This is a genomic window from Burkholderia sp. BCC1644 (genome assembly GCF_902833225.1).
Classification (GTDB): Bacteria; Pseudomonadota; Gammaproteobacteria; order Burkholderiales; family Burkholderiaceae; genus Burkholderia.
In genome coordinates this window covers 109,037-133,841 of sequence record NZ_CADFEI010000011.1, presented here as the reverse complement: position 1 = coordinate 133,841, position 24,805 = coordinate 109,037, and the positions used below count along the sequence as shown (strand labels likewise).

The window sequence follows — 24,805 nt, the reverse complement described above, 5'->3', positions numbered from 1 at the left end:
TTGTCGAACGGGAGGCTGCAATGGCTGCAACGCGTGACCGGGTCCGCATCGTCGATACGACGGTGCTGTCCGATGACTGGTATGTGCTGAAAAAGGTGACCTTCGATTTCCAGCGCCGCGACGGAACGTGGCAGCGCCTGAACCGCGAGACCTACGATCGCGGCAACGGCGCGACGATCCTGCTGCGCCATGCCGGCACGGGCGACGTGCTGCTGACGCGGCAGTTCCGGATGCCGGCGTTCGTCAGCGGCCACGACGGCATGCTGCTCGAAGCGGCCGCCGGCCTGCTCGACGATGAAACACCCGAAGCGCGCATCCGCGCGGAGGCCGAGGAGGAGACCGGCTACCGCGTGCGTGGCGTGCGCAAGGTGTTCGAGGCGTTCATGAGCCCGGGCTCCGTGACGGAGAAGCTGCATTTCTTCGTCGGCGAATACGATGCGTCGCTGCGTACCGGTGACGGCGGCGGCGTCGCGGAAGAGGGCGAGGATCTCGAAGTCGTCGAGATGCCGCTCCAAGCGGCTCTGGACGCGGTCGAGCGCGGCGAGATCGTCGACGCGAAGACGATCATGCTGCTGCAGTACGTCGCGCTGCGGGAAACCGCCGGCGCGCGCGCCGCATGACGCCGCAGCTCGTGCTGGTCGCCGGCCCCTATCGCAGCGGCACCGACGGCGACCCCGCGCGCATCGCCGCGAACCTGCACCGGCTGGAAGCGGCGGCGCTTGCCGTGTACCGGCGCGGGCACGTGCCGATGATCGGCGAATGGGTGTCGTTGCCGCTTGCGGTCGCGGCCGGGTCGACGCAGGTCGGCGACGCGATCAGCGAGACATTCCTGTATCCGGCCGCGCACCGGTTGTTGCGGCGTTGCGATGCCGTCCTGCGGATCGACGGCGCGTCGCGCGGCGCGGACATGGACGTCGGTCTTGCGCGGGAGCTTGGCAAACCGGTCTATTTCGCGGCCGACGAGATTCCGCTCGCGCAGGACGATCCGGATCGCTGACCGGGAAGGGCGGCGCCGGGCCGACGGAACACCGGCGGCCTCGCCGCATCGGTCGATACCTGCACGGCCGATGACCGGACGAGCGTGGCGTCGTGCCGCTGCATCGCGCATGCGGCGCGACGCTCGAACGGGCGTATGATCGCGACGCCATTCGCGCAACGTTCGACGCTACCGCCTGCCCATCATGCCGTTCTCCGATCCCGCTGATTCCGCCGACTCCACCGCCGCGCAATTGCCCGCCGATCTCGTCGCGGCCGCCGTCGACGCGCTCGCACGCGCCGACGCATTGCTCGTGACGGCCGGCGCGGGTATCGGCGTCGATTCCGGGCTGCCCGATTTTCGCGGCACGGACGGGTTCTGGCGCGCGTATCCGGCGCTGCGCCACGAGCGTTTCGAATTCCACGAGATCGCGTCGCCGCACGCGTTCCGTGCGCGTGCGCCGCTCGCGTGGGGGTTCTACGGACACCGTCTCGCGCTCTATCGCGCGACGGTGCCGCACGCGGGCTTCGCGATCCTGCGCCGCTGGATCGACGCGATGCCGAACGGCGGCTTCGTGCTGACGAGCAACGTCGACGGCCAGTTCCAGAAAGCCGGCTTCGATCCGGCGCGCATCGTCGAGATCCACGGGTCGATTCATGCGATGCAGTGCCTGAGGCCGTGCACGGACGCGACATGGGAGGCGGCGCCGTTCGTGCCGGATGTCGACGAGGCCACCTGCCGCCTTGTTGGCGACATGCCGCGCTGCCCGCACTGCGGCGGCCTCGCGCGGCCGAACATCCTGATGTTCGGCGATACCGGCTGGCTCGGGGAGCGCTATGACGCGCAGGAGCGCGCGCTGGAAGACTGGATCGCGCAGGCCGGGCGCGTCACGGTGGTCGAGATCGGTGGGGGTACCGCGATTCCGACCGTGCGTCTGCTGAGCGAACGGCTCGGTGCGGACGTGATCCGCATCAACACGCGCGAAGCGCATGCGCGCCGCGCGGACGTGATCGGACTGAAGGGCGGGGCGCTGGCGACGCTGAGCGTGCTCGATCGCGCGTGGCGCGGTGGTTGAGTACCGCGCCACGGGCCGACCGGCGCCGACCGCGCCGTTACGGCCGGGCGACGAGCGCCTGCACGAGCGCCGGCGCGACGGGTGAACCGAGGCCGGTCACATAGTCGTAGCCGCCTGCTGCGTTGCAGATGCTGCCGCAACTGCCGTTGGACCCGGTCGTCACGTCGTGAAAGTCGCTGCCGTATCCGGTTTTCCCGACCGTATAGAGCGCGTCGTAGGTGCCGCTCAACGATTTCTTGCCGGCGGCCGTGCGCAGCGAATTCGCGATCGCGACGAGCGCCGACCATTGCGGCGCGCCCGCGCTCGTGCCGCCGACCTGGAACCAGCCCGTCTGCCCCTGATAGGTGACCGAGTCGTACACCGCGAAACCGCTGGACGGATTCGCGTCGTAGCTGACGTCGGGCACGCCGCGCTTGCCGGCCACCGGAATCGGCCATGCCGTCTGGCCGGCCGGCTCGGCCTCGGTCGTGCTCACGCCGCCGCCGCTGCCGCTCCACGCGGCTTCGCCGACGTAGTTGCCGGCCGAGTCGGACGACAGCGTCGTGCCGCCGACCGATACCACGTAAGGCGACGCGGCCGGGTATTCGGTCCCGGCGCCGCTGTCGCCGGACGACGCGACGAACGTGACGCCCGCGACGTTGAAGTGGCTGTCGAAGCCGGTCTCGGTGCTGAATTCGTTGCCGCCGAAACTCATCGACACGACCGATGCGCCGCGCTTGACCGCGACGTCGACCGCGGCGAGCAGGTCGCTGAAGCTGGCCGATGCCGCCTCGACCAGCACGATCTTCGCCTTCGGCGCGATCGCGTGCACCCATTCGACGTCGAGCGATATCTCGAGCGACCAGCCCGAATCGGTCTTCGGCCGTGCGCCGTGTGCGTACACCTTGGTGAAACAGCCGTTCGACGACGTGCAGGCCGGCAGCGAGAACGCGTTGCTGAACGTGCCGAGGTCGGACTCGATCTTCGGGTCGTCGTACGCGTCGACGATCGCGACGGTCATCCCGTCGCCCTGGTTGGCGATCGAGTCGAACCCGTACGCGTGGCGCGTGAGCGCGGGCGTGAGGCCGGCGATCGTGGCCGTGTTCGCGCGCTGCTTCGTGTGGAACGGCGGACGGGCGAATCCTTTCGGCGCGCGGTTGCCTTCGACGTAGGACGGCGGCCCGTTGCCGTCGGCGAGCGCGACACTCGATGCGAGCAGCGACGCGCACAGCGCCGGAATCAACATGGATGACGGGCGGATATTGTTCATTTTTCGAGTCTCCATGTCGATGGAGTGGAGTGGCGAAACAATTTTACGAAATCGACGACGTCAATTGAATTGAATATCGGCCGGATACGGGAATGTCTGATAAGGGTAAGTACGTGGAATCCCCGTACAAACAGGGGTTTGAGGAATTGGCGTGCGGATGGATTGAATCGCGTTTTGCTTTTTAAAATCTGATAAATAATCGGCTGATTCAAAACGAATTTGTAATGTCAGATGTAATCGCCTGGAAATATTTATTCAATCGCACTCGCGAAAACAATGAGCGGCATTGCGCAGTCGCGACACGACCCGGCGCCTGTCTCCCCGGCCCGCCGGCATTGCCGCCGTCGCGCGATTCCGCATACAGTTCAGCGTAGGCCGTGTCCGCCGCACGGCGTCGTCAGTGAGGAGTGCCCTTGTTCTATTCGATGGTCGCGATCTTCGTCGGCGCCGGGCTCGGCGCGTTGCTGCGCTGGTTCCTGAGCCTTGCGCTCAACGAATTCTTTCCGGCCGTGCCGCTCGGCACGCTCGCGTCGAACCTGATCGGTGGCTACGTGATCGGCGTGGCCGCCGTCGTGTTCACGGCGCGCGTCGGGCTGCCGCCCGAGTGGCGGCTGTTCGTGATCACGGGCTTCCTCGGCGGGCTCACGACGTTCTCGACCTATTCGGTCGAAGTGATGACGCATGCGCTCGAGGGCGAATTCGGATGGGCGTTTGCGGTGGCTGCCCTACACTTGACTGGATCGTTCGCGCTCACGGCGCTCGGCATGTGGACCGCGCGTGCGTGGCTCGTGGCGGCCTGAGCGTGCCGCCATCGGAGGGTGCGATGGACAGGGTCTTCTTGCGCTTCTATGTGCACGAGCAGCACCGGCTGCACTGGAAGCCGCTGTGGGAATGGCTGCTGGAGGAGGCGAGCCGGATGGGCGTCGCGGGCGGGTCCGCATTTCGCGCGATGGCCGGCTTCGGCCAGCATCGCGTGCTGCACGAGGACCGCTTTTTCGAACTGCAGGGATCGCTCGCGATCGAGGTCGAATTCATCGTCACCGAGGACGAGGCGCAGCGGCTGCTCGAGCGGCTGTCACATGAGAAGGTGCGCGTGTGTTACGCGATGATGCCGGCGCACTTCGGCGTGATCGACACGCTCGGCGCACCGCCGGCGCAGGGGCCGGCGGCGTAGGACGGTGCGCTGGATCAGATGCCGAACATCGTCAGCGAGACGGCCGCACGCGTGACGATCATCAGCAGCACCTGCACGATCACGAACAGCAGGATCGGCGACAGGTCGATGCCGCCGAGGTTCGGGATGATGCGGCGCAGCGGGTTCAGGAACGGTGCGGTGAGCTGGAAGAGGATCGGCATCGCCGGCGAGCGCGGGTTGAGCCACGACAGCAGCGCCATCAGGATCGTCATCCAGATCACGAGATTGAGCGCCCACTTCACGACGGTGAGCAGCGCGACCACGACGAGCGTCGCGATCACCGCGGCCGGATCGAAGCCGGCCATCACGACCATCAGCACGACGTAGACGAGCGCGGTGAGGAGGGCTGCGACGACGCTGGCCCAGTCGATCCCGCGCACGCCGGCGATGACGCGGCGCAGCGGCAGCACGAGCCAGTTGGTCGCCTGCAGCACGGCCTGCGTGACGGGGTTGTACGGCGGCACGCGGACGGCCTGCATCCAGATGCGCAGGATCAGCGCGGCGCCGAACAGCGTGAAGACGGTATTGAGCAGAAAACGGGCGATCTCGCCGAACATCGTTGGCATCCTTTTTATACAGTCAGTAGCGCGCGGCCGCCAACGCCGGTTGGCGGCGCATCGGCCGACACATTATCACGCCTCGTCTTGCGACGGGGAGGGGTGCGCGGCCGTGCGCGCGAGCGACGTTTCGACCGCGTCGGCAAGCGCCGGCAGCGACGCCGGCGGTGCGGCGCGCTTCGCCGCAAGCGCGACCGCGCGGCGCGTCAGCAGCGCATACAGCGTCGCGTGATCGCCGCCGAGCGTTTCAAGCAGTGCCAACTGGCGTTCGACGATACCCGTATCGCCGCGCGACACCGGGCCGGACAGCGCGTTCGCGAGCCCCTTGTCCCGCGCAGTCTCGATCGTGCCGGCGAGCATCGGCAGCAGCGCGCGCAGCGCGGCGTCCTCGTCGAAACCGAGGCCGCGCCACAGCTCGACCGCTTCCGACAGCCCGCACAGCGCGAAGCTCGCCGCGTAGTGCGCGGCCGCGTGGTACAGCATCCGGCCGCCGGCCGGAATCGACAGCGGATGGCAGCCGAGTGCGGCAGCAAGTCGCAGCAGCGTCGCGTGCAGCGGGCCGGCTGCTTCGATCGTGACCGAGCAGCCGTCGATGCGCGCGAGGTCGGCATCGGTGCCGCCGAACAGGTAGAGCGGATGGAAGCCGCCGGTGGCCACGCCCTGCTGCCTGGCCGGATCGAGCAGCGCAACCGCCGACGCGCCGCTGCAGTGGACGACTGCCTGGCTCGCGGCGCGCGACGCGTCGAAGCGGAGGGCGGCCGCCGTCGGCGCGAGATGGTCGTCGGGCACGGTCACGAAGATCAGGTCGGCGGCATCGGCAACCTGCTGCGGCGTGTCGACTGCGTGGCACCCGCCGATGCGTGCGGCGAGGTCGGCAGCCGATGCGGGCGTGCGGCTCGCGATCGCGACGACCGGGAAGCCGGCCTGCGCGAAGCGCTGCGCGACGCAGCGCGCGAGGCGGCCGGCACCGATGAAGCCGAGGCGGGGTGTGTCGGGAAGGGGCATGGCAGCGAGCGTAAGCAAAAGCGAAGCAACCGCCAGTATCGCAGGAATGTCGGTGGCGTCGCGGAAGGGCAGTCGTCGCGACGCTGCGGGTAGTCGTTACCGACACGCGCCCCGATCCTCTCGCGTATCGGTGCCCGGTGCGACGGCCGAATCATGATCGTGGAATCCGACCCCGAAACACATCGTGCGCACGTCCCGCTTGAAATGTCGGCATCTTGTCTCAAATTTGTAATCGTTCATTACGTGCGCGTGGCTGCTGCGCGCGCCGTATCCGGTAAGACTGACCGGCCAGTGTGTCGCGACCTGAGTCGTCGGACGGAATCGCGCGATCTGCAAGGGTCGCCGCCCGCTCCGGACGCCACACCGCAGCGCACCTCAAGCCGCGTGCAATTGCAATTTGCAACAAATGCACGATACGTGAGGGGCGGGTTTTCGCTACATTGCTTCCATGCGACGTGCATGCCCGCCGTTGCCGACAGGAGCGCACAAAATACCGCTCCAGCAGGAGAATCGAAGTGAAAAAGCTCATTCCGTTCATCGCCGCCGCCGCGCTGGGCCTGGGTGCCGCAAGCGCCGCGCAGGCTCACGTGTCGATCGGGGTCGGCATCGGTATCCCGGTCGCACCCGCGTACCCCGTCTATGCACCGCCGCCGCCCGTGTACTACGCGCCGCCGCCTCCGCCCGTCTACTACGCACCGGCGCCGGCCTACTATGCACCGCCGCCCGCCGTGGTCGTCGGTGGCTATGGTGGCTACTACGGTCGCCCGTACTGGCGCCATGGTTACGGCGGCTGGGGCCATCACGGCTACTGGCGTCGCTGATTCGTCCCGCGCGGTCTGACCGCGCGTGGCAAAACGGCGCATCGTCCCGCGAGGGGCGTTGCGCCGTTTTTCTTTGGGGCGGCCGCTTGACGGGCGGCCCGTGCGGGCCGGCTTCGCTTACACCGCGTGCGCGATCAGGTCGCGGTAGCCGCCGACGATCACACTGTACGAGAAATACGCGAACAGCAGCGCCGACGCGATATGGCACGCACGCATCAATCCGGCGCCCGCGCGCTTGCGGCCCTGGCTCGCGAGCGTGCACATGAAGAGCGTCCAGGCGAGGCCGCCGAGAAAGAAGCCCGACAGGAACACCGACGCGGTGGCCGGCGTCGTCGCGCCGGCCTTCGCGATCAGCGCGCCGCCGACCGCCGCGAACCACAGGATCGCGCTCGGCGACGACATCGCGAGCAGCATCCCGCGCAGGAAGCTGCGACGTGCACTCGCCCGCGGCTGCGGGGTGTCGTCTGCATCGTCGTCGGCCGTGCCGGCCGGCGTCAGCGCTTCGCGCGCCATTTTCCACGTGAGAAACAGCAGCACCGCGCCGCCGCCGATCCAGACGATCCAGCGCACGGGCTCGAACTGCAGCAGCACGGCCATTCCCGCGAGCGCGAGCGCCGCGTAGACGAGATCGCCGACGCACGAGCCGACACCGAGCCAGAAGCCCGGCCGGAAGCCGTGCGACAGCGTCAGCGACAGCATCGCGACGTTCACGAGGCCGATGTCGAGACAGAGCGACAGCGACAGGAAGAAACCGTCGGACAGCATGGAGGCGGGCGGAAAGCTCATCTTCGTCGTTCTTGTGGCGATTGCGATGCACGGGCCGGCGCGCGCCGGCCGCATGACTTCAGAGGCCGATCTCCTGCCAGAGCCGGTCGACGCGCGCCTTCACGGCCGCATCCATCTCGATCGGGCGGCCCCATTCGCGATTCGTCTCGCCGGGCCACTTGTTGGTCGCGTCGAGCCCCATCTTCGAGCCGAGACCGGCCACCGGCGATGCGAAGTCGAGATAGTCGATCGGCGTGCTGTCGACCATCACCGTGTCGCGCACGGGGTCGACGCGCGTCGTGATCGCCCAGATCACCTCCTTCCAGTCGCGGATGTTCACGTCCTCGTCGACGACCACGATGAACTTCGTATACATGAACTGCCGCAGGAAGCTCCACACGCCGAACATCACGCGCTTCGCGTGGCCTGCGTAGCTCTTCTTCATCTGGACGATCGCCATCCGGTAGCTGCAGCCTTCGGGCGGCAGATAGAAGTCAGTGATCTCGGAGAACTGCTTCTGCAGCAGCGGCACGAACACCTCGTTGAGCGCGACACCGAGCACCGCGGGTTCGTCGGGCGGCTTGCCCGTGTAGGTCGAGTGGTAGATCGCGTCGCGGCGCATCGTGATGCGCTCGACGGTGAACACGGGGAACCACTCCTGCTCGTTGTAATAGCCGGTGTGGTCGCCGTACGGACCTTCGAGCGCGTGCTCGTACGCGGCCGACGCGTTGCCGGACGGGCGCGGCGGTGCGCCGGCCGGCGCGGGGGCAGGGGCGCCTTCCTGCGGATAAATGAAGCCTTCGAGCACGATCTCCGCGCGCGCGGGCACCTGCAGCGTGTCGACGCCGGGCGTCAGGCACTTCGCGAGCTCCGTGCGGCTGCCGCGCAGCAGGCCGGCGAACTGATACTCGGACAGCGAATCGGGCACGGGCGTCACCGCGCCGAGCGTCGTGGCCGGATCCGCGCCGAGTACGACCGCGACCGGATACGGCTTGCCGGGGTTCTGCAGCGCGAACTCGCGGAAGTCGAGCGCGCCGCCGCGATGCGCGAGCCAGCGCATGATCAGCTTGTTGCGGCCGATCAGCTGCTGGCGGTAGATGCCGAGATTCTGGCGCGACTTGTTCGGCCCGCGCGTGACCGTCAGGCCCCACGTGACGAGCGGCCCCGCGTCGCCGGGCCAGCAGGTCTGGATCGGCAGCCTGTTCAGGTCGACGTCGTTGCCTTCCCAGACGATCTCCTGGCAGGGCGGCGACGACACCGACTTCGGCGCCATGTCCCACACGGCCTTCGCGAGCGACAGCAGCTTGCCGGCATCCTTCAGGCTCTTCGGCGGATCGGGCTCCTTCAGCGCCGACAGCAGGCGCCCGAGATCGCGCAGCGAATCGAGCGCGGCGTCGTCGCCCGCATCGACGCCCATCCCGAGCGCGACGCGGCGCGGCGTGCCGAACAGGTTGCCCAGCACCGGGAAGTCGTGGCCGGTCGGCGCGTTGAACAGCAGCGCAGGGCCGCCGGCGCGCAGCACGCGGTCGCACAGCTCGGTCATTTCGAGCACGGGCGACACGGGTTGCGTGACGCGCCGCAGTTCGCCGAGCGCCTCGAGGCGCTGGATGAAATCTCGTAAGTCTTTGTATTTCATGAAGAAGGTCCGGGCCACCCGCATGGCAGGCAGCGATGGGTGGGCACAGCGGCCGGCTGCGGCCCCGAATCGACCGACGATTTTACCCGCGCCGCCGCACGGCCGCCCGGCGGAGAAAAAAGTCGACCGCGCGCAAACCCCCTACGGCACGGGATTTGCGATCTGAAGAGCGATCGTAAATTACTTTTTGTTATGATTTCGTGGTTTTATAGTGTTGACGATCTATAAAACCCTGCTAGAATCCGCTCACATTGGCTGCAGGGTAAAAGGCTTCGAGCCGCCAATCACCGATCTTTGACGCAGCGCGTCACCGTCCGCCGAATCCTGCACGGCGTATCCGACGGCTTGAGTAGTAGTCCCAGCCAGCGCTACCAGACGCTGGTTTTTTGCGTGGGTGCCACCGCGTATGCCCGCCTCGCCCAGTGTGCGAAGGCGCCGGCCCTCTTACACCGTGGCCTCGAACGGTACTTATACCGTTTCCCCGATGCTTGTACGTCCCAACCAAGGCGTGCGGCATCGTGATTCCGCGGCGCGTTTTCTGTCTCGCCATCGAGCTGAGCGAGCCGCACGAGTCATGTTCATGGGAGATGATCTGAATGAACGCTTGGTTATCGTGGCGTCCCAATGAGCAGCATGCGCAGATCGTGCGCAACATGCTGCGTCGCGGGACGCGTGTCAGTCACCATCTATTCAGCGTTGTCGGCTGTTTCGCTGTCGCAGTTGCGCTTGCACTGTGGCTGCTGCCAACCGTCCGCGGCACGCTCGCCGCGAAGCTGATGCCGGTCGTATCCGCGGCCGTGCAGGCCGGGCCAGCCCGTTTGCTGTCCGGTCATCCGCTGCCGAACTTCGCGCCTGCCGGCGCGCAGCCGCAGCAGGAAGAGACGCCTGAAACGGACGCGCTCGCGGTCGGCCTCGATGTCGCACCGGAAGCCGCCGCACCGGGCGCCCAGGCCGATGCGTCCGATCCGGCCCGCAACGGCCCGTCGCCGGTCGCACTGGCCAAGCTAATCCCGACCCAGCGGGTCGCCGCCGATGCGCGCGACGATCGTGCACTTGCGTCGAACCGCGAACAGGCGCTCGTCGCGACCTACCTGTCGCGCCGTTACCGCGTCGCGCAGGAGCCGCTCGGCCAGCTCGTCAAGGCTGCGTTCCAGACCGGGCGCGACGTCGGCCTCGATCCGCTGCTGCTGCTGTCCGTGATGGCGATCGAGTCGGGCTTCAACCCGTATGCCGAAAGCGGCGTCGGTGCGAAGGGCCTGATGCAGGTCATGTCGAAGGTCCATTCCGACAAGTTCGAATACTTCGGCGGCACCGATACGGCGCTGCAGCCGCTCGCGAACCTGCAGGTCGGCGCGCTGGTGCTGAAGGACTGCATTGCACGCGGCGGCTCGCTCGCGACCGGCTTGCGCATGTACAACGGTTCGACGAACCCCGAAGACAACGGCTACGGTTCGAAGGTGATGGCCGAGCGTGGTCGCCTGCGCGACGTCGCACGCGGCCGCAGCGTGCCGGTCAATGCACCGCAGGCACCGGCTCAGCCGGCGAAGCCGATCGTCACGGCTGCCGTGACGGCAGCCGCAGGCGGCGCGAAGCGCGTGCACGCGACGCTCGACAGCGCGACGTCGGCGAAGGCGGCCGCGCCGAAGGAAGCGTCGCCGCAGGACGACGCGAGCGTCGACACCGCCAAGCAGTCGCACGGCGATCGTTCGGAGCTCGGCGCGTAACGTCGCGCGTTCCGCCCGGTTCCGTCCGGCAGGCAATGAAAAAGGCACCCGATCCGGGTGCCTTTTCTGTTTGCGGCGCGTGAAACGCGCCGGTGTGCGGGCCGTCGCGTCAGTGCTGCCCGAACAGCGTCGCGAGCCGGTCGACCGCCTCTTCGAGCCGCGAGTAGGCCGTCGCATACGACAGGCGGATATAGTCGCGCGGCGCATGTACGCCGAAGTCCATGCCGGGCACCAGCACGACGCCGGCGTCGTGCAGCATCGCCTGCGTGAGCGCGGCGCTGTCGCCGGCTGCCGGATGGGCGACGCCGCCGCAATGCGCATACACATAGAACGCACCGTCCGGCATCACGGGCACCGTGAAGCCGAGCCGTTCGAGTGCCGGTGCGATGAAATCGCGGCGGCGCTTGAATTCGAGCCGGCGCGCTTCGTAGAGGTCGAGTGTGGCCGGCTCGAAGCACGCGAGCGCGGCGTGCTGCGCGAGCGCGGACGGGCAGATGAACAGGTTCTGCGACAGTTTCTCGAACGTGCCGACCAGCGCGGGCGGCACGACGAGCCAGCCGAGCCGCCAGCCCGTCATGCTGAAATACTTCGAGAAGCTGTTCACGGTGATCACGTCGTCGCCGAACGACAGCGCCGACACGGGCGCCGCGTCGTAGCTGAGCCCCTGGTAGATCTCGTCGACGATCGTGAAGCCGCCGCGCGCGCGCACGGCTTCGACGATCCGCTTCAGTTCGTCCGGTTCGAGCGACGTGCCGGTCGGGTTCGACGGCGACGCAAGCAGCACGCCGCGCGTGCGGTCGCCCCAGCGCGTGCGGACATCGTCCTCGGTGAGCTGGAAGCGCGCGTCCGGGCCGCTCGGCACGAGCACCGCGCGGCCTTCGGCCGCCGCGACGAAATGCCGGTTGCACGGATACGACGGGTCGGGCATCAGCACTTCGTCGTCACGGCCGACGAGCGCGAGGCACGCGAGCAGCAGCGCGGCCGACGCCCCGGCCGTCACGACGATCCGCTCCGGGCTGATCGCGAGGCCGTACGCGCGCGCATAGTGCGCGGCGATCGCCTCGCGCAGCGGCGCAATGCCGAGCGCGCTCGTGTACTGCGTGACGCCACGGCGCAGCGCGGCCGCGGCGGCTTCGACGACAGGCTCCGGCGCGGTGAAGTCCGGCTCGCCGATGCCCATGTGGATAACATCGCGTCCGAGGGACTCGAGCCGCTGTGCCTCCTTCATCAGTTCCATCACATGGAAGGGCTGGATCGCGTCGACGCGTGCGGCGAGCGTGACGAGCGAATCGGCGGTGGTATTCATCGGCGGGCAGGGCGGGGGAGAGGAAGAATGAAAAACGGGCGCTTGCGCGCCCGTGGACCAGCAAACGGTGTCAGCCGTTGCGGCGCGCCTGCGTTTCGGCGGGGCGCAGCTTCGCGGCAAGCTTGTCGAGCACGCCGTTCACGTACTTGTAGCCGTCGGAGCCGCCGAACGTCTTCGCGAGTTCGACCGCTTCGTTGATGATCACGCGGTACGGCGTTTCGACATGGTGCGTGAGCTCGAACGTCGCGATCAGCAGCACCGCGCGTTCGACCGGCGACAGCTGCTCGATCGGACGGTCCAGCGACGGCGTCAGCGCTTCGACGAGCGTGACGTGCTCGCGGATCACGCCGTGCAGGATCGCGTCGAGCAGCTCCTTGTCAGCCTTGTCGTAACCGAGCGCGCCGCGCAGTTGCGCGTCGATCTCGCCGGAGGACGCGTTCGACAGCAGCCACTGGTAGAGGCCTTGCGTCGCCAGCTCGCGCGATTGTCGGCGGGCGCTCTTCTTCATGCGCGCTCCTCTTCGTCGTCTTCGTCTTCCTCTTCGTCCTCGTCGTCATCGCCGAGCTGGTCGAGGGCCATCGTCAGGTTGGCCATCTCGACGGCGACGCGTGCGGCGTCACGACCCTTTTCGGTCATGCGCGCGACGGCCTGCTCGTCGTTTTCGGTCGTCAGGACCGCGTTCGCGATCGGCAGGTTGAAGTCGAGGCCGATGCGGGTGATGCCCGCGCCGCTCTCGTTCGACACGAGTTCGAAGTGGTAGGTCTCGCCGCGGATCACCGCGCCGAGTGCGATCAGCGCGTCGAACTGGCCGCTTTCCGCGAGCTTCTGCAGCGCGAGCGGGATTTCCAGCGCGCCGGGCACCGACACGAGCAGCACGTCTTCACCGGTGACGCCGAGGCGTTCCAGTTCTTCGACGCACGCGTCGGCGAGGCCGTTGCACACGGGCTCGTTGAAGCGCGATTGCACGATGCCGATACGCAGGCCGTCGCCTTCGAGATTCGGTTGGTATTGTCCGATTTCCATGATCTTGTCCGTGGTGTGGATGAACGGTTATAGGGCGAAAGCGTCGTGGCGGGTTACGCGTTGGACGCCGGGCAGGACTTGGCTTCGCCGCCGGGCATCGGAATGAAGCCCGTGACTTCGAGGCCGTAGCCGGACATGCTGCCCAGCTTGCGCGGATTCGACAGCACCTGCATCTTGCCGACGCCGACATCGCGCAGGATCTGCGCGCCGATGCCGAACGTCTTGAAATCGACCGGCCGGCGCTTGAGCGCAGCAGCCTTTTCTTCCTCGTCGAACGCCTTGAAGACGTCGATCAGGTGTTCCTTCGTGTCGCCGCAGTTGAGCAGCACGATCACGCCGAGATCGCGCTCCGCGATCTCGCGCATGGCGGCGTCGAGCGTCCACGAGTGCGTCGACACGCCCGTTTCGAGCAGGTCGAGCACCGACAGCGGCTCGTGCACGCGCACCGGCGTATCGAGGTCGGGCGACGGCGCGCCGCGCACCAGCGCGATGTGCGGCGAGCCGCTCGGCTGGTCGCGGTACAGCACCGCGCGGAACGTGCCGTGCGCGGTCTGCATCGAGCGCTCGGCGATCCGCTCGATGATCGATTCGGTGCGGCTGCGGTACTGGATCAGGTCGGCGATCGTGCCGATCTTCAGGTTGTGTTCCTTCGCGAATTCGATCAGGTCCGGCAGGCGCGCCATCGTGCCGTCGTCCTTGATGATCTCGCAGATCACCGCGGCCGGCGTGAGGCCCGCGAGCGCGGTGAAGTCGCAGCCGGCTTCGGTGTGGCCCGCACGCACGAGCACGCCGCCCGGTTGCGCCATGATCGGGAACACGTGGCCCGGCTGCACGATGTGCTCGGGGCGCACGTCGTGCGCGACCGCGGTGGCGATCGTGTGCGCACGGTCGGCGGCCGAGATGCCGGTCGTCACGCCTTCGGCCGCTTCGATGCTGACCGTGAACGCGGTGCCGTACTGCGTGCCGTTGCGGTAGGTCATCAGCGGCAGGTGCAGCTGCTTGCAGCGTTCCTGCGTCAACGTCAGACAAACCAGGCCGCGGCCGTACCTGGCCATGAAGTTGATCGCTTCCGGCGTGACGAATTCGGCGGCGATCACGAGGTCGCCCTCGTTTTCGCGGTCTTCTTCGTCGACCAGGATCACCATCCGGCCGGCTTTCAGCTCGGCGATGATGTCGAGCGTGGAGGCGAGCGTCATAAGGGGGCGAGAAAGAGGAAAGTGCGTATTTTACGCCAGCCGGACGGTGTTTCGGCTGGCATGGGCCGCGCGCGTCGGGCAAGCGCTCCGGAAAGCGTCGCGGACGGCCCGCGCGGCAGGCCCGACGGGCCGCCGCGCGTGGCCGGCGCGCGGGTGCAGAAGGTTGTGGGCCGGGCTGAGCCCGGCCGCGCGTCAGGCTTGCTGGTCGCGCCCGCCGAGGTAGTCGAGCTTGCCGAGCTCGACGCCGCTGTGGCGCAGGATGTCGTAGGCGGTCGTCACGTGGAAGAAGAAATTGGGCAGCACGAAGTTCAGCAGGTACGACTGGCCGGTGAACTCGATCGGGCCGACGCGCATCTTCAGCACGATCTGGCGCGCCTCGCTGCCGTCGATCTGCGCGGCGTCGAAGCCTTTCAGGTAGTCGATCGTCTTCTGGATGCGCGCGTGGAGTTCGTCGAAGGTCTGCTCGACGTCGGGAAAGCTCGGGATCTCGGCACCGGCGAGCCGCGCCGCGCAGCCCTTCGCCGTATCGGTCGCGATGTAGACCTGGCGGACGAGCGGCAGCATGTCCGGGTAGAGGCGTGCACCGGTGAACACCGACGGATCGATCTGTTTCTCGGCCGCGTGCGCCTGCGCCTTGCCGAGGATGTGCTGCAGGTTGGTCAGGCCGCGGATCAGGACAGGCAGCGAAGCCTGGTACATCGAGATGGACATGGGAACGACTCCTGTGGGAAGAGGGGCGGCCGGTGCGCGGCGCGTCGTGCGTGGCGGCGTTGAAACCGCTGTTGACGCATCTTAGCGCGACGGCATGACCCGTGCGCGTCGTTGGCCATTCGGCCGGGAATCGTTAGGGCAAACGGCCGCCGGCCGCGCCGGAGCGGTTTCAATCACGCTGGAATGGCGGCCCTCACGGGCGCCGGGCGTCGACCCGAAAATCGTCGTATCATGAAACACGAAACACGAAATATGAAGTAACGGAGACCCGCATGATCGAACTCGACAGCGCCGCATCGGCCGTCCTTGCCCGGCTGGCGTCCTTCGGCCAGGAAAACGACGCGCAGATGGCCGACCGCAGCCGCAAGATGCTCAACCTCGAGCCGCCCACGGCCGAACTGCTGTACCTGCTCGTCACCGGCGCGCGGCGCCGGCGCGTGCTCGAGATCGGCACGTCCAACGGCTACAGCGCGATCTGGCTCGCGCATGCGCTGCGCGAAACGGACGGGCAGCCGCTCGTCACCGTCGAGTATTCGCCGCAGAAAGCCGGGCAGGCGAGGGCCAACCTGCGCGCGGCGGCGCTGCAGGACTGGGCGCAGGTGATCGAAGGTGACGCGACGCAGGTCTGCGCGGCCGTGACGGGCCCGTTCGATTGCGTGTTCTTCGATGCCGATCGCGTGAGCGCGCCGCTGCAACTGGCGCACCTGGTGCCGAAGCTGACCGCCGACGCGCTGCTTATCGCGGACAACGCGCTGTCCCATCCGGACGAGATCGCCGGCTATCTCGCCGCGGTCGACGCCACGCGCGAGTTCGACACGACGATCGTGCCGGTCGGCAAGGGGCTCCACATCGCACGTCGCCGGCGGCCGGCATGACGCGCGCCACACTCGAGCGCACGACACTGGGGCGCGACGCCTACGGGGCGATCCGGGAGATGCTGGTCGACGAAGCGCGCTTCGCGGCGGGCGAGAAGATCAGCATCGAGGCGCTGTCGCGCGACCTCGGCATCAGCCGCTCGCCCGTGTGGGCGGCGGTCTCGCGCCTGGAGGCCGAGGGGCTGCTGCAGGTCGTGCCACGGCAGGGCGTGTTCGTGATCGCGTTCGACCGCGCGCGGATCGTGGCCATCTTCGAGGCGCGCGAAGCGCTCGAGGGCATGGCCGCGCGCCTGGCGGCGCAGCGCATGACGCCCGAAGATCACGCCATGCTGGACGAAGCGCTGGTGCGGCAGGCGCGTGCGGTCGACGTGCGCGACGGCGACGCATACCGCATCGCCAACCTCGATTTCCACCACGGGTTGCTCGCCACCGCGCGCAACGCGACGATCGAGACGTCGCTCAGGGCGCTATACGCACAAGTGCAGACGATGTGTGCGGGCGGCGCGAGCCCGATGGACGACTGGGCGCGACTGGGCGGGAATGTCGCCGAACACCGGCAGGTCTTCGACATGATCGCGAAGCGCGATGCGGATGCCGCCGAGCGTGCGGCGCGCGAGCACGTGCGGCAACTGCTCGACACGATACTGGCGCGAGCGGGTGGGGAAGGCGCGGATGCCTGATTGCCGGCGGGTGATGCCGGGCAGGAAGAAGAAAAGCGGCGGCTGTCGATACCCGGATATCGGGCCGTCAGCCGCCGCTTCGAGGATTGCCGCTGCGATCAGTCCTGGTGCGCGCCCTGCGACGACGACAGCATCCGTTCGACATAGCGCGCAATCATGTCGACCTCGAGGTTGACCTTGTCGCCGGCCTTCACATGGCGCAGCGTCGTGACCTCGACCGTATGCGGAATCAGGTTGATCGAGAATTCGCAGCCGTCCGCGCGATCGTCGATCGTGTTGACGGTCAGGCTCACGCCGTTGACCGTGATCGATCCCTTGTACGCGAGATAGCGGCCGAGCTCGCGCGGCGCGACGACGCGCAATTCGTGCGATTCGCCGACCGGCGCGAAGCGCGACACGGTGCCGAGGCCGTCGACGTGGCCCGACACGATGTGCCCGCCAAGCCGGTCGTGCGCGCGCAGCGCCTTCTCGAGGTTCACTTCGCCGGGCTGGGCGAGGCCGACCGTACGGTTCAGGCTTTCGCGCGACACGTCGACATCGAACGCGGTGTCGCGCTTGTCGATCACCGTCATGCACGCGCCCTGGATCGCGATGCTGTCGCCGAGTGCGACGTCGGCGAGATCGAGCCCGCCGGCCTGCACGGTCAGGCGCACGCCCGCGTCGGCCGACGTGCCGAGCGGATTGATCGATTCGATGCGGCCGACGGCCGCGACAATTCCGGTGAACATCGTGACGATTCCGTTCAATGAGGCGTATCGGGCGGTGCGAAACGCGCGAGGATCCGCAGGTCGTCGCCGATCCGCTCGACCCCGTGGAACGACAGTCGCGTGCGGGCCTCGAGATTCGCCGGCGCGGCGAGGTCGAACATGCCGGCCGCATCGGCGCCCAGCAGGCTCGGCGCGAGATAGACCAGCAATTCGTCGACGCACTGTTCGCGCAGCAGCGAGCCGTTCAGCTTGTGACCGGCCTCGACGTGCAATTCGTTGACGCCGCGCGCGCCGAGCGCCGCCAGCATCGCGGGCAGGTCGACCTTGCCGTGCGCATTCGCGAGCGGCACGATTTCCGCGCCGCGCGACTTCAGCACGTTCGCCCGCATTTCACCGCCGGCGTCGAGCCGTCCGCAGAAGATCAGCAGCGGGGCGCCCTCGAGCAGCCGCGCGTCGAGCGGCAGGTCGAGGCGGCTGTCCACCAGGATGCGTTGCGGCTGGCGCGGCGTGTCGATGCCGCGCACGGTCAGCAGCGGATTGTCCTCGCGCACGGTGCCGATGCCGGTCAGGATCGCGCAGGCGCGCGCACGCCAGGCGTGCCCGTCGAGGCGCGCGGCCTCGCCGGTGATCCACTGGCTTTCGCCGGACGGCAGCGCGGTGCGGCCGTCGAGCGACGCGGCGGCCTTCATCCGCACCCACGGGCGGCCGCGCGTCATCCGCGACACGAAACCGATGTTCAGCTCGCCGGCTTCATGCGCGAGCAGCCCGCAGCGCACGTCGATGCCCGTGTCGCGCAGCATCCCGAGGCCGCGCCCCGACACCTGCGGGTTCGGGTCTTCCATCGCGGCGACGACCTTCGCGACGCGCGCCTCGATCAGCGCGTTCGCGCACGGCGGCGTGCGGCCGAAATGGCTGCACGGTTCGAGCGTCACGTAGACGGTCGAACCCGCGACGTCGTGGCCGCGCGAGCGTGCATCCTTCAGCGCCTGCACTTCCGCGTGATCCTGGCCGGCCGGCTGCGTGAAGCCTTCGCCGATCACGTCGCCGTCCTTGACGATCACGCAGCCGACGCGCGGATTCGGCGCGGTCGTGTACATGCCGCGCGCGGCGAGCGCGAGCGCGCGTTGCATGTGGGCGAAATCGATATCCGAGAACATGCGCGCGGCCCCGGATCAGGCAGCGAGTGCCGCGAAGGCGCGGCGCGCGGCCGCGAGCGTCGCGTCGATCACCGCGTCGTCGTGCGTGCTCGACACGAAACCGGCCTCGTAGGCCGACGGTGCGAAGTACACGCCTTCGTCGAGCATCAGGTGGAAGAAGCGGTTGAAGCGCTCGGTGTCGCTCTTCGTGACTTCCGCGAAGCTGGTGGGCACGCGCTCGGCGAAATACAGGCCGAACATCGCGCCGATCGAGTCGGCCGCGAACGGCACGCCGGCCGCGCGCGCTTCCGCCGCGAGGCCGTCGGCGAGACGCTTCGTCTGCGCGGTGAGCGCGTCGTAGAAGCCCGGCGCCTGGATCAGCTGCAGCGTCTTCAGGCCTGCCGCGACCGCGATCGGGTTGCCCGACAGCGTGCCGGCCTGGTAGACGCCGCCGAGCGGCGCGAGGTGGGCCATGATGTCGCGGCGGCCGCCGAACGCGGCGGCCGGCATCCCGCCGCCGATCACCTTGCCGAGGCAGGTGAGGTCGGCCGTGATCCCGTAGTACGCCTGTGCGCCGCCGAGCGCGACGCGGAAACCGCACATCACCTCGTCGAAGATCAGCACGGCGCCGTGCTTCGTGCACAGCGCGCGCAGCGCGTTCAGGAATTCGGGCGTGCCGCGCACGAGGTTCATGTTGCCCGCGACGGGCTCGACGATCACGGCGGCGATCTCGTCGCCGAACGCGCCGAAGGCTTCCTCGAGCGCGGCGACGTTGTTGTATTCGAGGACGGTCGTGTGCTTCGCGATGTCGGCGGGCACGCCGGCCGACGTCGGGTTGCCGAATGTCAGCAGGCCCGAGCCGGCCTTGACCAGCAGGCTGTCCGCGTGGCCGTGGTAGCAGCCCTCGAACTTGACGATGCGGCTGCGGCCCGTGAAGCCGCGCGCGAGGCGCAGCGCGCTCATCGTGGCCTCGGTGCCGCTCGACACCATCCGCACCTGCTCGATCGACGGCACGAGCTTGCAGATTTCCTCGGCGATCTCGATCTCGGCTTCGGTCGGCGCGCCGAACGAGAAGCCGTCGGCGAGCACGTTCTGCACGGCCGACAGCACTTCCGGATGGACGTGGCCGACGATCATCGGGCCCCACGAGCCGATGTAGTCGATGTACTGCTTGCCGTCGGCATCCCAGAAATACGGGCCTTGCGCGCGTGCGACGAAGCGCGGCGTGCCGCCGACCGAACGGAATGCGCGCACCGGCGAGTTGACGCCGCCGGGAATGGTCTTCTGGGCGCGTTCGAAGAGGATCTGATTGTTGGACATGAGCGAAACCTGCGAGAGAGGGGCGCGGGGGCCTGTGCACGGGCCGCGGCGCCTGGGCGGAACGATCGTCTGATTGTACCGGAGACGCCCGCGGCGGGCCCGCCAGCGCTTGTGCGGCCTTTCGGCGCGCGGGGAGCGGCACGGGCCGGAAACGAGGGCCGGATTCGGTCCGGCACCCGGCCCGGCTAGCGCGGCGGCTTGCGCTTGCCGGTCAGTTCGGCCCAGCGTTTCTCGAGCGGACCTTCGACCATCGGCTTGATCGACGTGCCGGACGTCTGCGCGTCCCAGGTCTGCACCGAGTACGGGTGGACGCGCAGCGCGTCGCGCGCGATCACGACGTCCTGGTGCGCGTCGACCAGCCAGTCGTAGACGAAGTCGATGCACAGCCGGTAGCCGCGCTTCGTCGACGCATCGGGCACCTCGTACGGCGCACGCGTCACATAGCCGGAGCCGAACACGCCTTTCGGCTCCTTCGCGACGCGGTGCAGGAACACGCGGTCGCCCGGCAGGATGCCGCGTGCGAAGCCGCAGCCCCACACGTCATGCACGGCCTCGCCGGCCTTCACGCGCGCGGCGACCTCGGGCAGCTCGGGCCACGGCCATTTCTTGGGGCTCCAGATCAGCAGGAAAGCGGTCATCGGTTCGGTCGTGCGTTCAAATGATCAGACGAGAGCGGCAAGCTTAATCGAATCCGCGTGCGATCCCGCGCACGGGGGCTTGCCGGCCCGCCATCGTACGCGGCCGGCGGCACGTAAAAAAGTTGCGCGTACAATCATGGGCCTGAACGCGTCGCTTGCGGCGCGGCCTCCCGTCTTCACCGCCACGCGCGCCGCGATGCGCGCGGGCTCCATTCCGGATACCCATGTCTCACGTCGTCCGCCGCCGGCCCGATGCCCGGTTGATCCTGTTGCTCGGCGCGCTCGCGGCCTGCGGGCCGATCGCCACCGACATGTACCTGCCGAGCCTGCCGTCGATCGCCGACGGCTTCTCCGTCAGCCCCGGCGCCGCGCAGCGCACGCTGACGAGCTTCATGGCCGGCTTCTCGGTCGGCATGCTGCTGTACGGCCCGCTGTCCGATACGTGGGGGCGTCGTCCCGTGCTGCTCGGCGGCATCGCGCTGTTCACGCTCGCGAGCATCGGCTGCTTCGTGTCAGGCTCGATCGACATGCTGATCGTCGTGCGCTTCCTGCAGGCGCTCGGTGCCGGCGCCGCATCGGTGCTCGCGCGGGCGATCGCGCGCGACGCGCACGAGCCGAGCGACGCGGCGAAGGTGCTGTCGATGGTCGCGATCGTCACCGCGGTCGGGCCGTTGCTCGCGCCCCTGATCGGCGGCCAGATCCTGCGCTTCTCGGGCTGGCGCGGCGTGTTCGTCGTGCTGGCCGTGTTCGGCGCGATATGCGCGGCCACTGCCTACCTGCGCGTGCCCGAAACCTGGCCGAAGGAGCGGCGCAAGAGCACGGCCGTGCTCGCGTCGTTCGCGTCGTACGGGCGCATCCTGTCGGACCCCGTCGCTTGGGGGCACATGCTGTGCGGCGGGATGGCGTTCGCGGCGATGTTCTCGTACATCACCGCGACGCCGTTTGTGTACATCGAGTATTTCCACGTATCGCCGCAACACTACGGGCTGCTGTTCGGCCTGAACGTCGTCGGGATCATGATCGGCAACTTCGCGAACACGCGCCTCGTCGGCCGCATCGGCTCGCTGCGCATCATCGCGGCCGCGTCGCTCGTGAGCGCCATCGCGTCGCTCGCGGTCGCGCTCGTCGCGCTGACGGGGTGGGGCGGGCTGTGGTCGATCGTCGTGTGCCTGTTCTTCGTCGTCGGCGTGGTCGGGATCCTGTCCGCGAACTGCACGACCGACCTCATGCACCGCTATCCGCACAACGCGGGCGCGTCGGCGGCCGTGTTCGGCGCGATGCAGCTCGCGCTCGGCGCGCTCGCGAGCGTCGCGATCGGCGCACTCGCGGACGGCACGCCGTTCGCGATGGGCGTGACGATCGGCGTGTCGGGCGTGCTGTGTTTCGCCGGACGCTACCTCGTGCTGCGCTGGCACGGCCGGCCGGTGAAAGCGGGCGCCTGACACGGCAGCCGCGCCGCACAAAGAAAAACGCCACCGGCGCATCGCGCGCGGTGGCGTTTTTCTTTGGGACGCGGGAAGCGGCTGACGCCGCGCGCGCATCAGTCCCGCGCGACGTCCTTCGCCGCCGGCGACGCGCCGTGGCTCAGCCAGTCGAGCACGTCGGCTGTCTCGTCGTCGCTCGCGCGCGCCTTCGCCTGGGCGACGGCCTCCGGCACCTCGCCGTTCGTCGACGCGCGACGGATCGCGACGCCGACCGCGAGGATGTCGATCATCAGCAGATGCAGGATCCGCGAGATCATCGACAACTGCGATTCGCGCATCTCGATGTGATCGGTTTCGAGCGCGACGGTCGCGCGCTTCGCGAGCGGCGTGTTGCTCGACGTGATCGCGATCACCTTGGCGCCGGCCTGCATCGCGACGTCGAGCACGCGCAGCAATTCGGGCGCGCGCCCCGACTTCGACACCGCGACGATCACGTCGCCCTTGCCGAGCAGCGCGGCCGACGCGGCCTGCATGTACAGGTCGCCGTACGCGATCGTCGGAATCCCGAAGCGGAAGAACTTGTAGTGCGCGTCCTGCGCGACGATGTTCGAGTTGCCGAGCCCGTAGAACTCGATGCGCCGCGCGCCGTTCAGGATCTCGATCGCGTTCTCGACGTGCTCGAAATTCAGGTGCTCGCGCAATTGCAGGATCGCGGACACCGTGTTGTCGAGCACCTTCGCGCCGAAGTCGGTGGCCGTGTCGCCGAGATGCACCTGGCTGTGGCTCATCGGGATCGTGCCGGTAAGGCCGGTGGCGAGCTTCAGCTTGAAGTCCGACAGCCCCTGGCAGCCGAGCGAGCGGCAGAAGCGGATCACGGTCGGCTGGCTCACGTCGGCCTTGCGCGCGATGTCGACGATCGGATCGTTGATGATCGAGCGCGGATGGTTCAGCGCGAGATCGGCGACGCGGCGCTCGGCCGGCGTCAGCGCGTCGCGCATCTGGCGGATCCGCTCGAACACGGCCGACGACGCCCCGCCCGAGCGGTTCGACAGCTGCTCGGCGAGGATCGCCGATACGCCGAGGAACGCCGGGTATTCGGCGGTGATCAGGTAGGTCGGGATGTTCTCGAGGTAGTGCGTGAAGCGGCCCTTCGCCTCGAAGCGCGCGCGGAACGACGAGCGCGTGAACAGTTCGCCGAGCTTCAGCGCGACGCCGCCGCCGATGTACACGCCGCCGAGCGCGCCGAGCGTCAGCGCGACGCTGCCCGCGAACGCGCCGAGAATCCCGCAGAAGCATTCGACCGTCTCGAGCGCGAGCGCATCGCCCGCATGCGCGCGCTCGACGATCTCGACCGTGTCGACGGTCGCGGCCACCCGTTTCTTGTCACGCGCGGCGAGCGCGCGATAGATGATCTCCATGCCGGGGCCCGCGCACACGCGTTCGAACGACACGTGCGGAAATTTCTTGCGCGCGTACTGCAGCACCAGATCCTCGCGCTCGTCCTGCGGCGCGAACGACGCGTGGCCACCCTCGCTGCCGAGCGCAATCCAGCGGTCGTCGGCCGGAATCAGCCCCGACACGCCGAGCCCGGTGCCGGGCCCGAGCAGCCCGATCACGCTGTTCTGACGTCGCGCGCCGCCGCCGACCTGCACGCGCTGCGCATCGGTCAGGCCCGGCAGCGCCATCGCGAGCGCGGTGAAATCGTTGACGACAAGCAGCGTGTCGAAGCCGAGCGCACGGCGCGTCGCCTCGATCGAGAAGCTCCAGTCGTGGTTGGTCATCGTGACCTGGTCACCGTCGACCGGATTGGCGATCGCGATCGCCGCGTGGTTCACGCGGTTGATCTTCACGTCCTTCAGGTACTTGCGGATCGCGTCGGTGATCGTCGGGTAATCGGCGCCGGGATACACGCGGATCTGCGTGATCTCGCCCGGGCCGGTTTCCAGCGCGAAGCGCGCGTTGGTGCCGCCGACATCCGCGAGCAGGCGCGGGCCGTCGGCATGCTGACTCGCGACGACCGCCTTACTTTGCGCACCAGTAGACATCGAGCTGGGTCCCCTTGTCGTTGGCCAGTTGGGAAATCGCGTTCTTCTGCAGCGACGCGGCCGCGGCGTCGAGCACGTCGCGTTTGCGGTCGCCCGCGATCAGCAGGAACAGCCGGTCGACGCGCTTCAGCGCATCGAGCGAATAGCTCACGCGCGCGTGCGGCGCGGCGCCGGGATGCACGGCGACGAAACGCTCGGGCGTCGTGATCGCGTGGTCCCATTCGGGTGCGTCGGCGAAGATCGACGCGGTGTGGCCGTCCTCGCCCATGCCGAGCACGGCGACGGTCGGCACGCGGTAGTCGGCGTTCGCGTTCAGTGCGGCGACGTGCGCGTCGAGCGTGCTGCGCGTGTCGACGAGCGGCAGGAAGCGGGCAGGGGCCGCCGCGTGCTGCAGCAGCGTGTCGCGCACGAGTTGTGCGTTGCTGGCTGCGTCGTCGTCCGGCACCCAGCGGTCGTCGACCAGCGTCACGTCGACGCCGGCCCAGTCGAGCGCCGCGTGCGACAGCGTGTGCAGGAACGGGCGCGGGCTCGTGCCGCCGGACACCGCGAGCGTCGGGCGCGCGGGCCCGGCGAGCGCGGCGCGCAGCGCCTCGCCGACGGCGCGCGCGAGCGCTTCGCTTTGCGCTTCCTGGGTGTCGAAAGCGTGGATCTCGATCACATCTCCTCCGGACTGCTTTGTCTGTTCAAATCGTACGAATCGTGGGGCGCGTAGCCGCGTGCGATGACGTGCGCGGCTACGTT

General features: G+C 68.4%; 26 protein-coding genes. 10 read left to right on the top strand and 16 right to left on the bottom strand.

The genetic code is table 11. The annotated features are described in order from the left end of the window. Positions 1 to 20 precede the first annotated feature (20 nt). The 3 genes from HWX87_RS22560 (at position 21) to HWX87_RS22550 (ending at position 2,051) form a co-directional block, all read left to right on the top strand. The gene (locus HWX87_RS22560; RefSeq protein WP_176049353.1) at positions 21 to 620 is read left to right on the top strand and encodes an NUDIX domain-containing protein; all 600 of its coding nucleotides are present in this window, start codon (positions 21 to 23) and stop codon (positions 618 to 620) included. Further along, positions 617 to 997, top strand: a complete 381-nt coding sequence (locus HWX87_RS22555; RefSeq protein WP_176049352.1) for a DUF4406 domain-containing protein — start codon at positions 617 to 619, stop codon at positions 995 to 997. Before HWX87_RS22560 ends, HWX87_RS22555 begins: the two co-directional genes overlap by 4 nt. A gap of 184 nt (positions 998 to 1,181) precedes the next feature. Further along, positions 1,182 to 2,051: a Sir2 family NAD-dependent protein deacetylase gene (locus HWX87_RS22550; protein WP_176049351.1), complete on the top strand. Its 870-nt coding sequence runs from the start codon at positions 1,182 to 1,184 to the stop codon at positions 2,049 to 2,051. A 37-nt stretch (positions 2,052 to 2,088) separates the two neighbouring features. On the opposite strand, the gene HWX87_RS22545 is transcribed toward HWX87_RS22550, so the two are convergent. Beyond that, positions 2,089 to 3,300 (bottom strand): S53 family peptidase, encoded by a 1,212-nt coding sequence (locus HWX87_RS22545; RefSeq protein WP_176049350.1) that lies wholly within the window; start codon positions 3,298 to 3,300, stop codon positions 2,089 to 2,091. A gap of 413 nt (positions 3,301 to 3,713) precedes the next feature. Here HWX87_RS22545 and crcB point away from each other — a divergent pair, with 413 nt between their 5' ends. Together crcB and HWX87_RS22535 are read left to right on the top strand one after the other, a co-directional pair. Continuing rightward, positions 3,714 to 4,100, top strand: coding sequence for a fluoride efflux transporter CrcB (gene crcB / locus HWX87_RS22540; RefSeq protein WP_176049349.1), 387 nt, complete (start codon positions 3,714 to 3,716; stop codon positions 4,098 to 4,100). A gap of 23 nt (positions 4,101 to 4,123) precedes the next feature. Then, the gene (locus HWX87_RS22535; RefSeq protein ID WP_176049348.1) at positions 4,124 to 4,474 is read left to right on the top strand and encodes a DUF190 domain-containing protein; all 351 of its coding nucleotides are present in this window, start codon (positions 4,124 to 4,126) and stop codon (positions 4,472 to 4,474) included. A 14-nt stretch (positions 4,475 to 4,488) separates the two neighbouring features. Here HWX87_RS22535 and HWX87_RS22530 read toward each other — a convergent pair whose 3' ends face one another. Then, entirely contained in the window at positions 4,489 to 5,052 is a 564-nt protein-coding gene (locus tag HWX87_RS22530) for a YggT family protein (RefSeq protein ID WP_176049347.1), read from the bottom strand. Between the two features lie 75 nt (positions 5,053 to 5,127). Beyond that, positions 5,128 to 6,057, bottom strand: coding sequence for a DUF2520 domain-containing protein (locus tag HWX87_RS22525; protein WP_176049346.1), 930 nt, complete (start codon positions 6,055 to 6,057; stop codon positions 5,128 to 5,130). 515 nt (positions 6,058 to 6,572) lie between these two features. Here HWX87_RS22525 and HWX87_RS22520 point away from each other — a divergent pair. After that, a complete protein-coding gene (locus HWX87_RS22520; RefSeq protein ID WP_027783774.1) occupies positions 6,573 to 6,878 on the top strand; it encodes a hypothetical protein in 306 nt (101 codons plus the stop codon). Between the two features lie 117 nt (positions 6,879 to 6,995). Here the strand turns inward: HWX87_RS22520 and HWX87_RS22515 are convergent, their stop codons facing one another. Both HWX87_RS22515 and HWX87_RS22510 read right to left on the bottom strand, forming a co-directional pair. Then, entirely contained in the window at positions 6,996 to 7,664 is a 669-nt protein-coding gene (locus HWX87_RS22515) for a LysE family transporter (protein WP_176049345.1), read from the bottom strand. Between the two features lie 58 nt (positions 7,665 to 7,722). Continuing rightward, positions 7,723 to 9,279, bottom strand: a complete 1,557-nt coding sequence (locus tag HWX87_RS22510) for a UbiD family decarboxylase (protein ID WP_176049344.1) — start codon at positions 9,277 to 9,279, stop codon at positions 7,723 to 7,725. A gap of 596 nt (positions 9,280 to 9,875) precedes the next feature. Between HWX87_RS22510 and HWX87_RS22505 the strand changes: the two genes are divergently transcribed. Continuing rightward, positions 9,876 to 11,003: a transglycosylase SLT domain-containing protein gene (locus HWX87_RS22505; protein WP_176049343.1), complete on the top strand. Its 1,128-nt coding sequence runs from the start codon at positions 9,876 to 9,878 to the stop codon at positions 11,001 to 11,003. Between the two features lie 109 nt (positions 11,004 to 11,112). Here HWX87_RS22505 and HWX87_RS22500 read toward each other — a convergent pair whose 3' ends face one another. The 5 genes from HWX87_RS22500 to HWX87_RS22480 form a co-directional block, all read right to left on the bottom strand. After that, on the bottom strand, positions 11,113 to 12,309 hold the full coding sequence (locus HWX87_RS22500; protein ID WP_176049342.1) for a pyridoxal phosphate-dependent aminotransferase: 1,197 nt from the start codon (positions 12,307 to 12,309) through the stop codon (positions 11,113 to 11,115). A 70-nt stretch (positions 12,310 to 12,379) separates the two neighbouring features. Next, positions 12,380 to 12,817 carry a transcription antitermination factor NusB gene (gene nusB / locus HWX87_RS22495; RefSeq protein WP_176049341.1) on the bottom strand — a complete coding sequence of 146 codons (438 nt, stop codon included), beginning with the start codon at positions 12,815 to 12,817 and terminating at the stop codon, positions 12,380 to 12,382. After that, on the bottom strand, positions 12,814 to 13,332 hold the full coding sequence (gene ribH, locus HWX87_RS22490) for a 6,7-dimethyl-8-ribityllumazine synthase (protein WP_011351235.1): 519 nt from the start codon (positions 13,330 to 13,332) through the stop codon (positions 12,814 to 12,816). Before ribH ends, nusB begins: the two co-directional genes overlap by 4 nt. Before the next feature lie 53 nt (positions 13,333 to 13,385). After that, positions 13,386 to 14,528, bottom strand: a complete 1,143-nt coding sequence (gene ribBA, locus HWX87_RS22485; protein ID WP_176049340.1) for a bifunctional 3,4-dihydroxy-2-butanone-4-phosphate synthase/GTP cyclohydrolase II — start codon at positions 14,526 to 14,528, stop codon at positions 13,386 to 13,388. A 192-nt stretch (positions 14,529 to 14,720) separates the two neighbouring features. Then, complete coding sequence (locus HWX87_RS22480) at positions 14,721 to 15,239, bottom strand: DUF1993 domain-containing protein (protein ID WP_176049339.1); 519 nt, start codon at positions 15,237 to 15,239, stop codon at positions 14,721 to 14,723. Between the two features lie 272 nt (positions 15,240 to 15,511). Between HWX87_RS22480 and HWX87_RS22475 the strand changes: the two genes are divergently transcribed. Together HWX87_RS22475 and HWX87_RS22470 are read left to right on the top strand one after the other, a co-directional pair. Beyond that, positions 15,512 to 16,114: a class I SAM-dependent methyltransferase gene (locus HWX87_RS22475; protein ID WP_176049338.1), complete on the top strand. Its 603-nt coding sequence runs from the start codon at positions 15,512 to 15,514 to the stop codon at positions 16,112 to 16,114. Then, positions 16,111 to 16,794 carry a GntR family transcriptional regulator gene (locus HWX87_RS22470; protein WP_176049337.1) on the top strand — a complete coding sequence of 228 codons (684 nt, stop codon included), beginning with the start codon at positions 16,111 to 16,113 and terminating at the stop codon, positions 16,792 to 16,794. The genes HWX87_RS22475 and HWX87_RS22470 overlap by 4 nt, the downstream gene beginning before the upstream one ends. A gap of 98 nt (positions 16,795 to 16,892) precedes the next feature. Here the strand turns inward: HWX87_RS22470 and HWX87_RS22465 are convergent, their stop codons facing one another. The 4 genes from HWX87_RS22465 to HWX87_RS22450 form a co-directional block, all read right to left on the bottom strand. After that, a complete protein-coding gene (locus HWX87_RS22465) occupies positions 16,893 to 17,522 on the bottom strand; it encodes a riboflavin synthase (protein WP_176049336.1) in 630 nt (209 codons plus the stop codon). A 14-nt stretch (positions 17,523 to 17,536) separates the two neighbouring features. Next, positions 17,537 to 18,658 carry a bifunctional diaminohydroxyphosphoribosylaminopyrimidine deaminase/5-amino-6-(5-phosphoribosylamino)uracil reductase RibD gene (gene ribD / locus HWX87_RS22460; protein WP_176049335.1) on the bottom strand — a complete coding sequence of 374 codons (1,122 nt, stop codon included), beginning with the start codon at positions 18,656 to 18,658 and terminating at the stop codon, positions 17,537 to 17,539. Between the two features lie 15 nt (positions 18,659 to 18,673). Continuing rightward, the gene (hemL, locus tag HWX87_RS22455; protein ID WP_014897811.1) at positions 18,674 to 19,957 is read right to left on the bottom strand and encodes a glutamate-1-semialdehyde 2,1-aminomutase; all 1,284 of its coding nucleotides are present in this window, start codon (positions 19,955 to 19,957) and stop codon (positions 18,674 to 18,676) included. Between the two features lie 185 nt (positions 19,958 to 20,142). Next, entirely contained in the window at positions 20,143 to 20,595 is a 453-nt protein-coding gene (locus HWX87_RS22450) for a hypothetical protein (RefSeq protein ID WP_176049334.1), read from the bottom strand. Positions 20,596 to 20,819: 224 nt separating this feature from the next. Between HWX87_RS22450 and HWX87_RS22445 the strand changes: the two genes are divergently transcribed. Continuing rightward, positions 20,820 to 22,037: a Bcr/CflA family multidrug efflux MFS transporter gene (locus HWX87_RS22445; protein ID WP_176049333.1), complete on the top strand. Its 1,218-nt coding sequence runs from the start codon at positions 20,820 to 20,822 to the stop codon at positions 22,035 to 22,037. A 98-nt stretch (positions 22,038 to 22,135) separates the two neighbouring features. On the opposite strand, the gene HWX87_RS22440 is transcribed toward HWX87_RS22445, so the two are convergent. Together HWX87_RS22440 and pgl are read right to left on the bottom strand one after the other, a co-directional pair. After that, on the bottom strand, positions 22,136 to 24,064 hold the full coding sequence (locus tag HWX87_RS22440) for a bifunctional transcriptional regulator/glucokinase (protein WP_176049332.1): 1,929 nt from the start codon (positions 24,062 to 24,064) through the stop codon (positions 22,136 to 22,138). Further along, entirely contained in the window at positions 24,042 to 24,722 is a 681-nt protein-coding gene (gene pgl, locus HWX87_RS22435) for a 6-phosphogluconolactonase (protein WP_176049331.1), read from the bottom strand. Before pgl ends, HWX87_RS22440 begins: the two co-directional genes overlap by 23 nt. Positions 24,723 to 24,805: the final 83 nt, after the last annotated feature.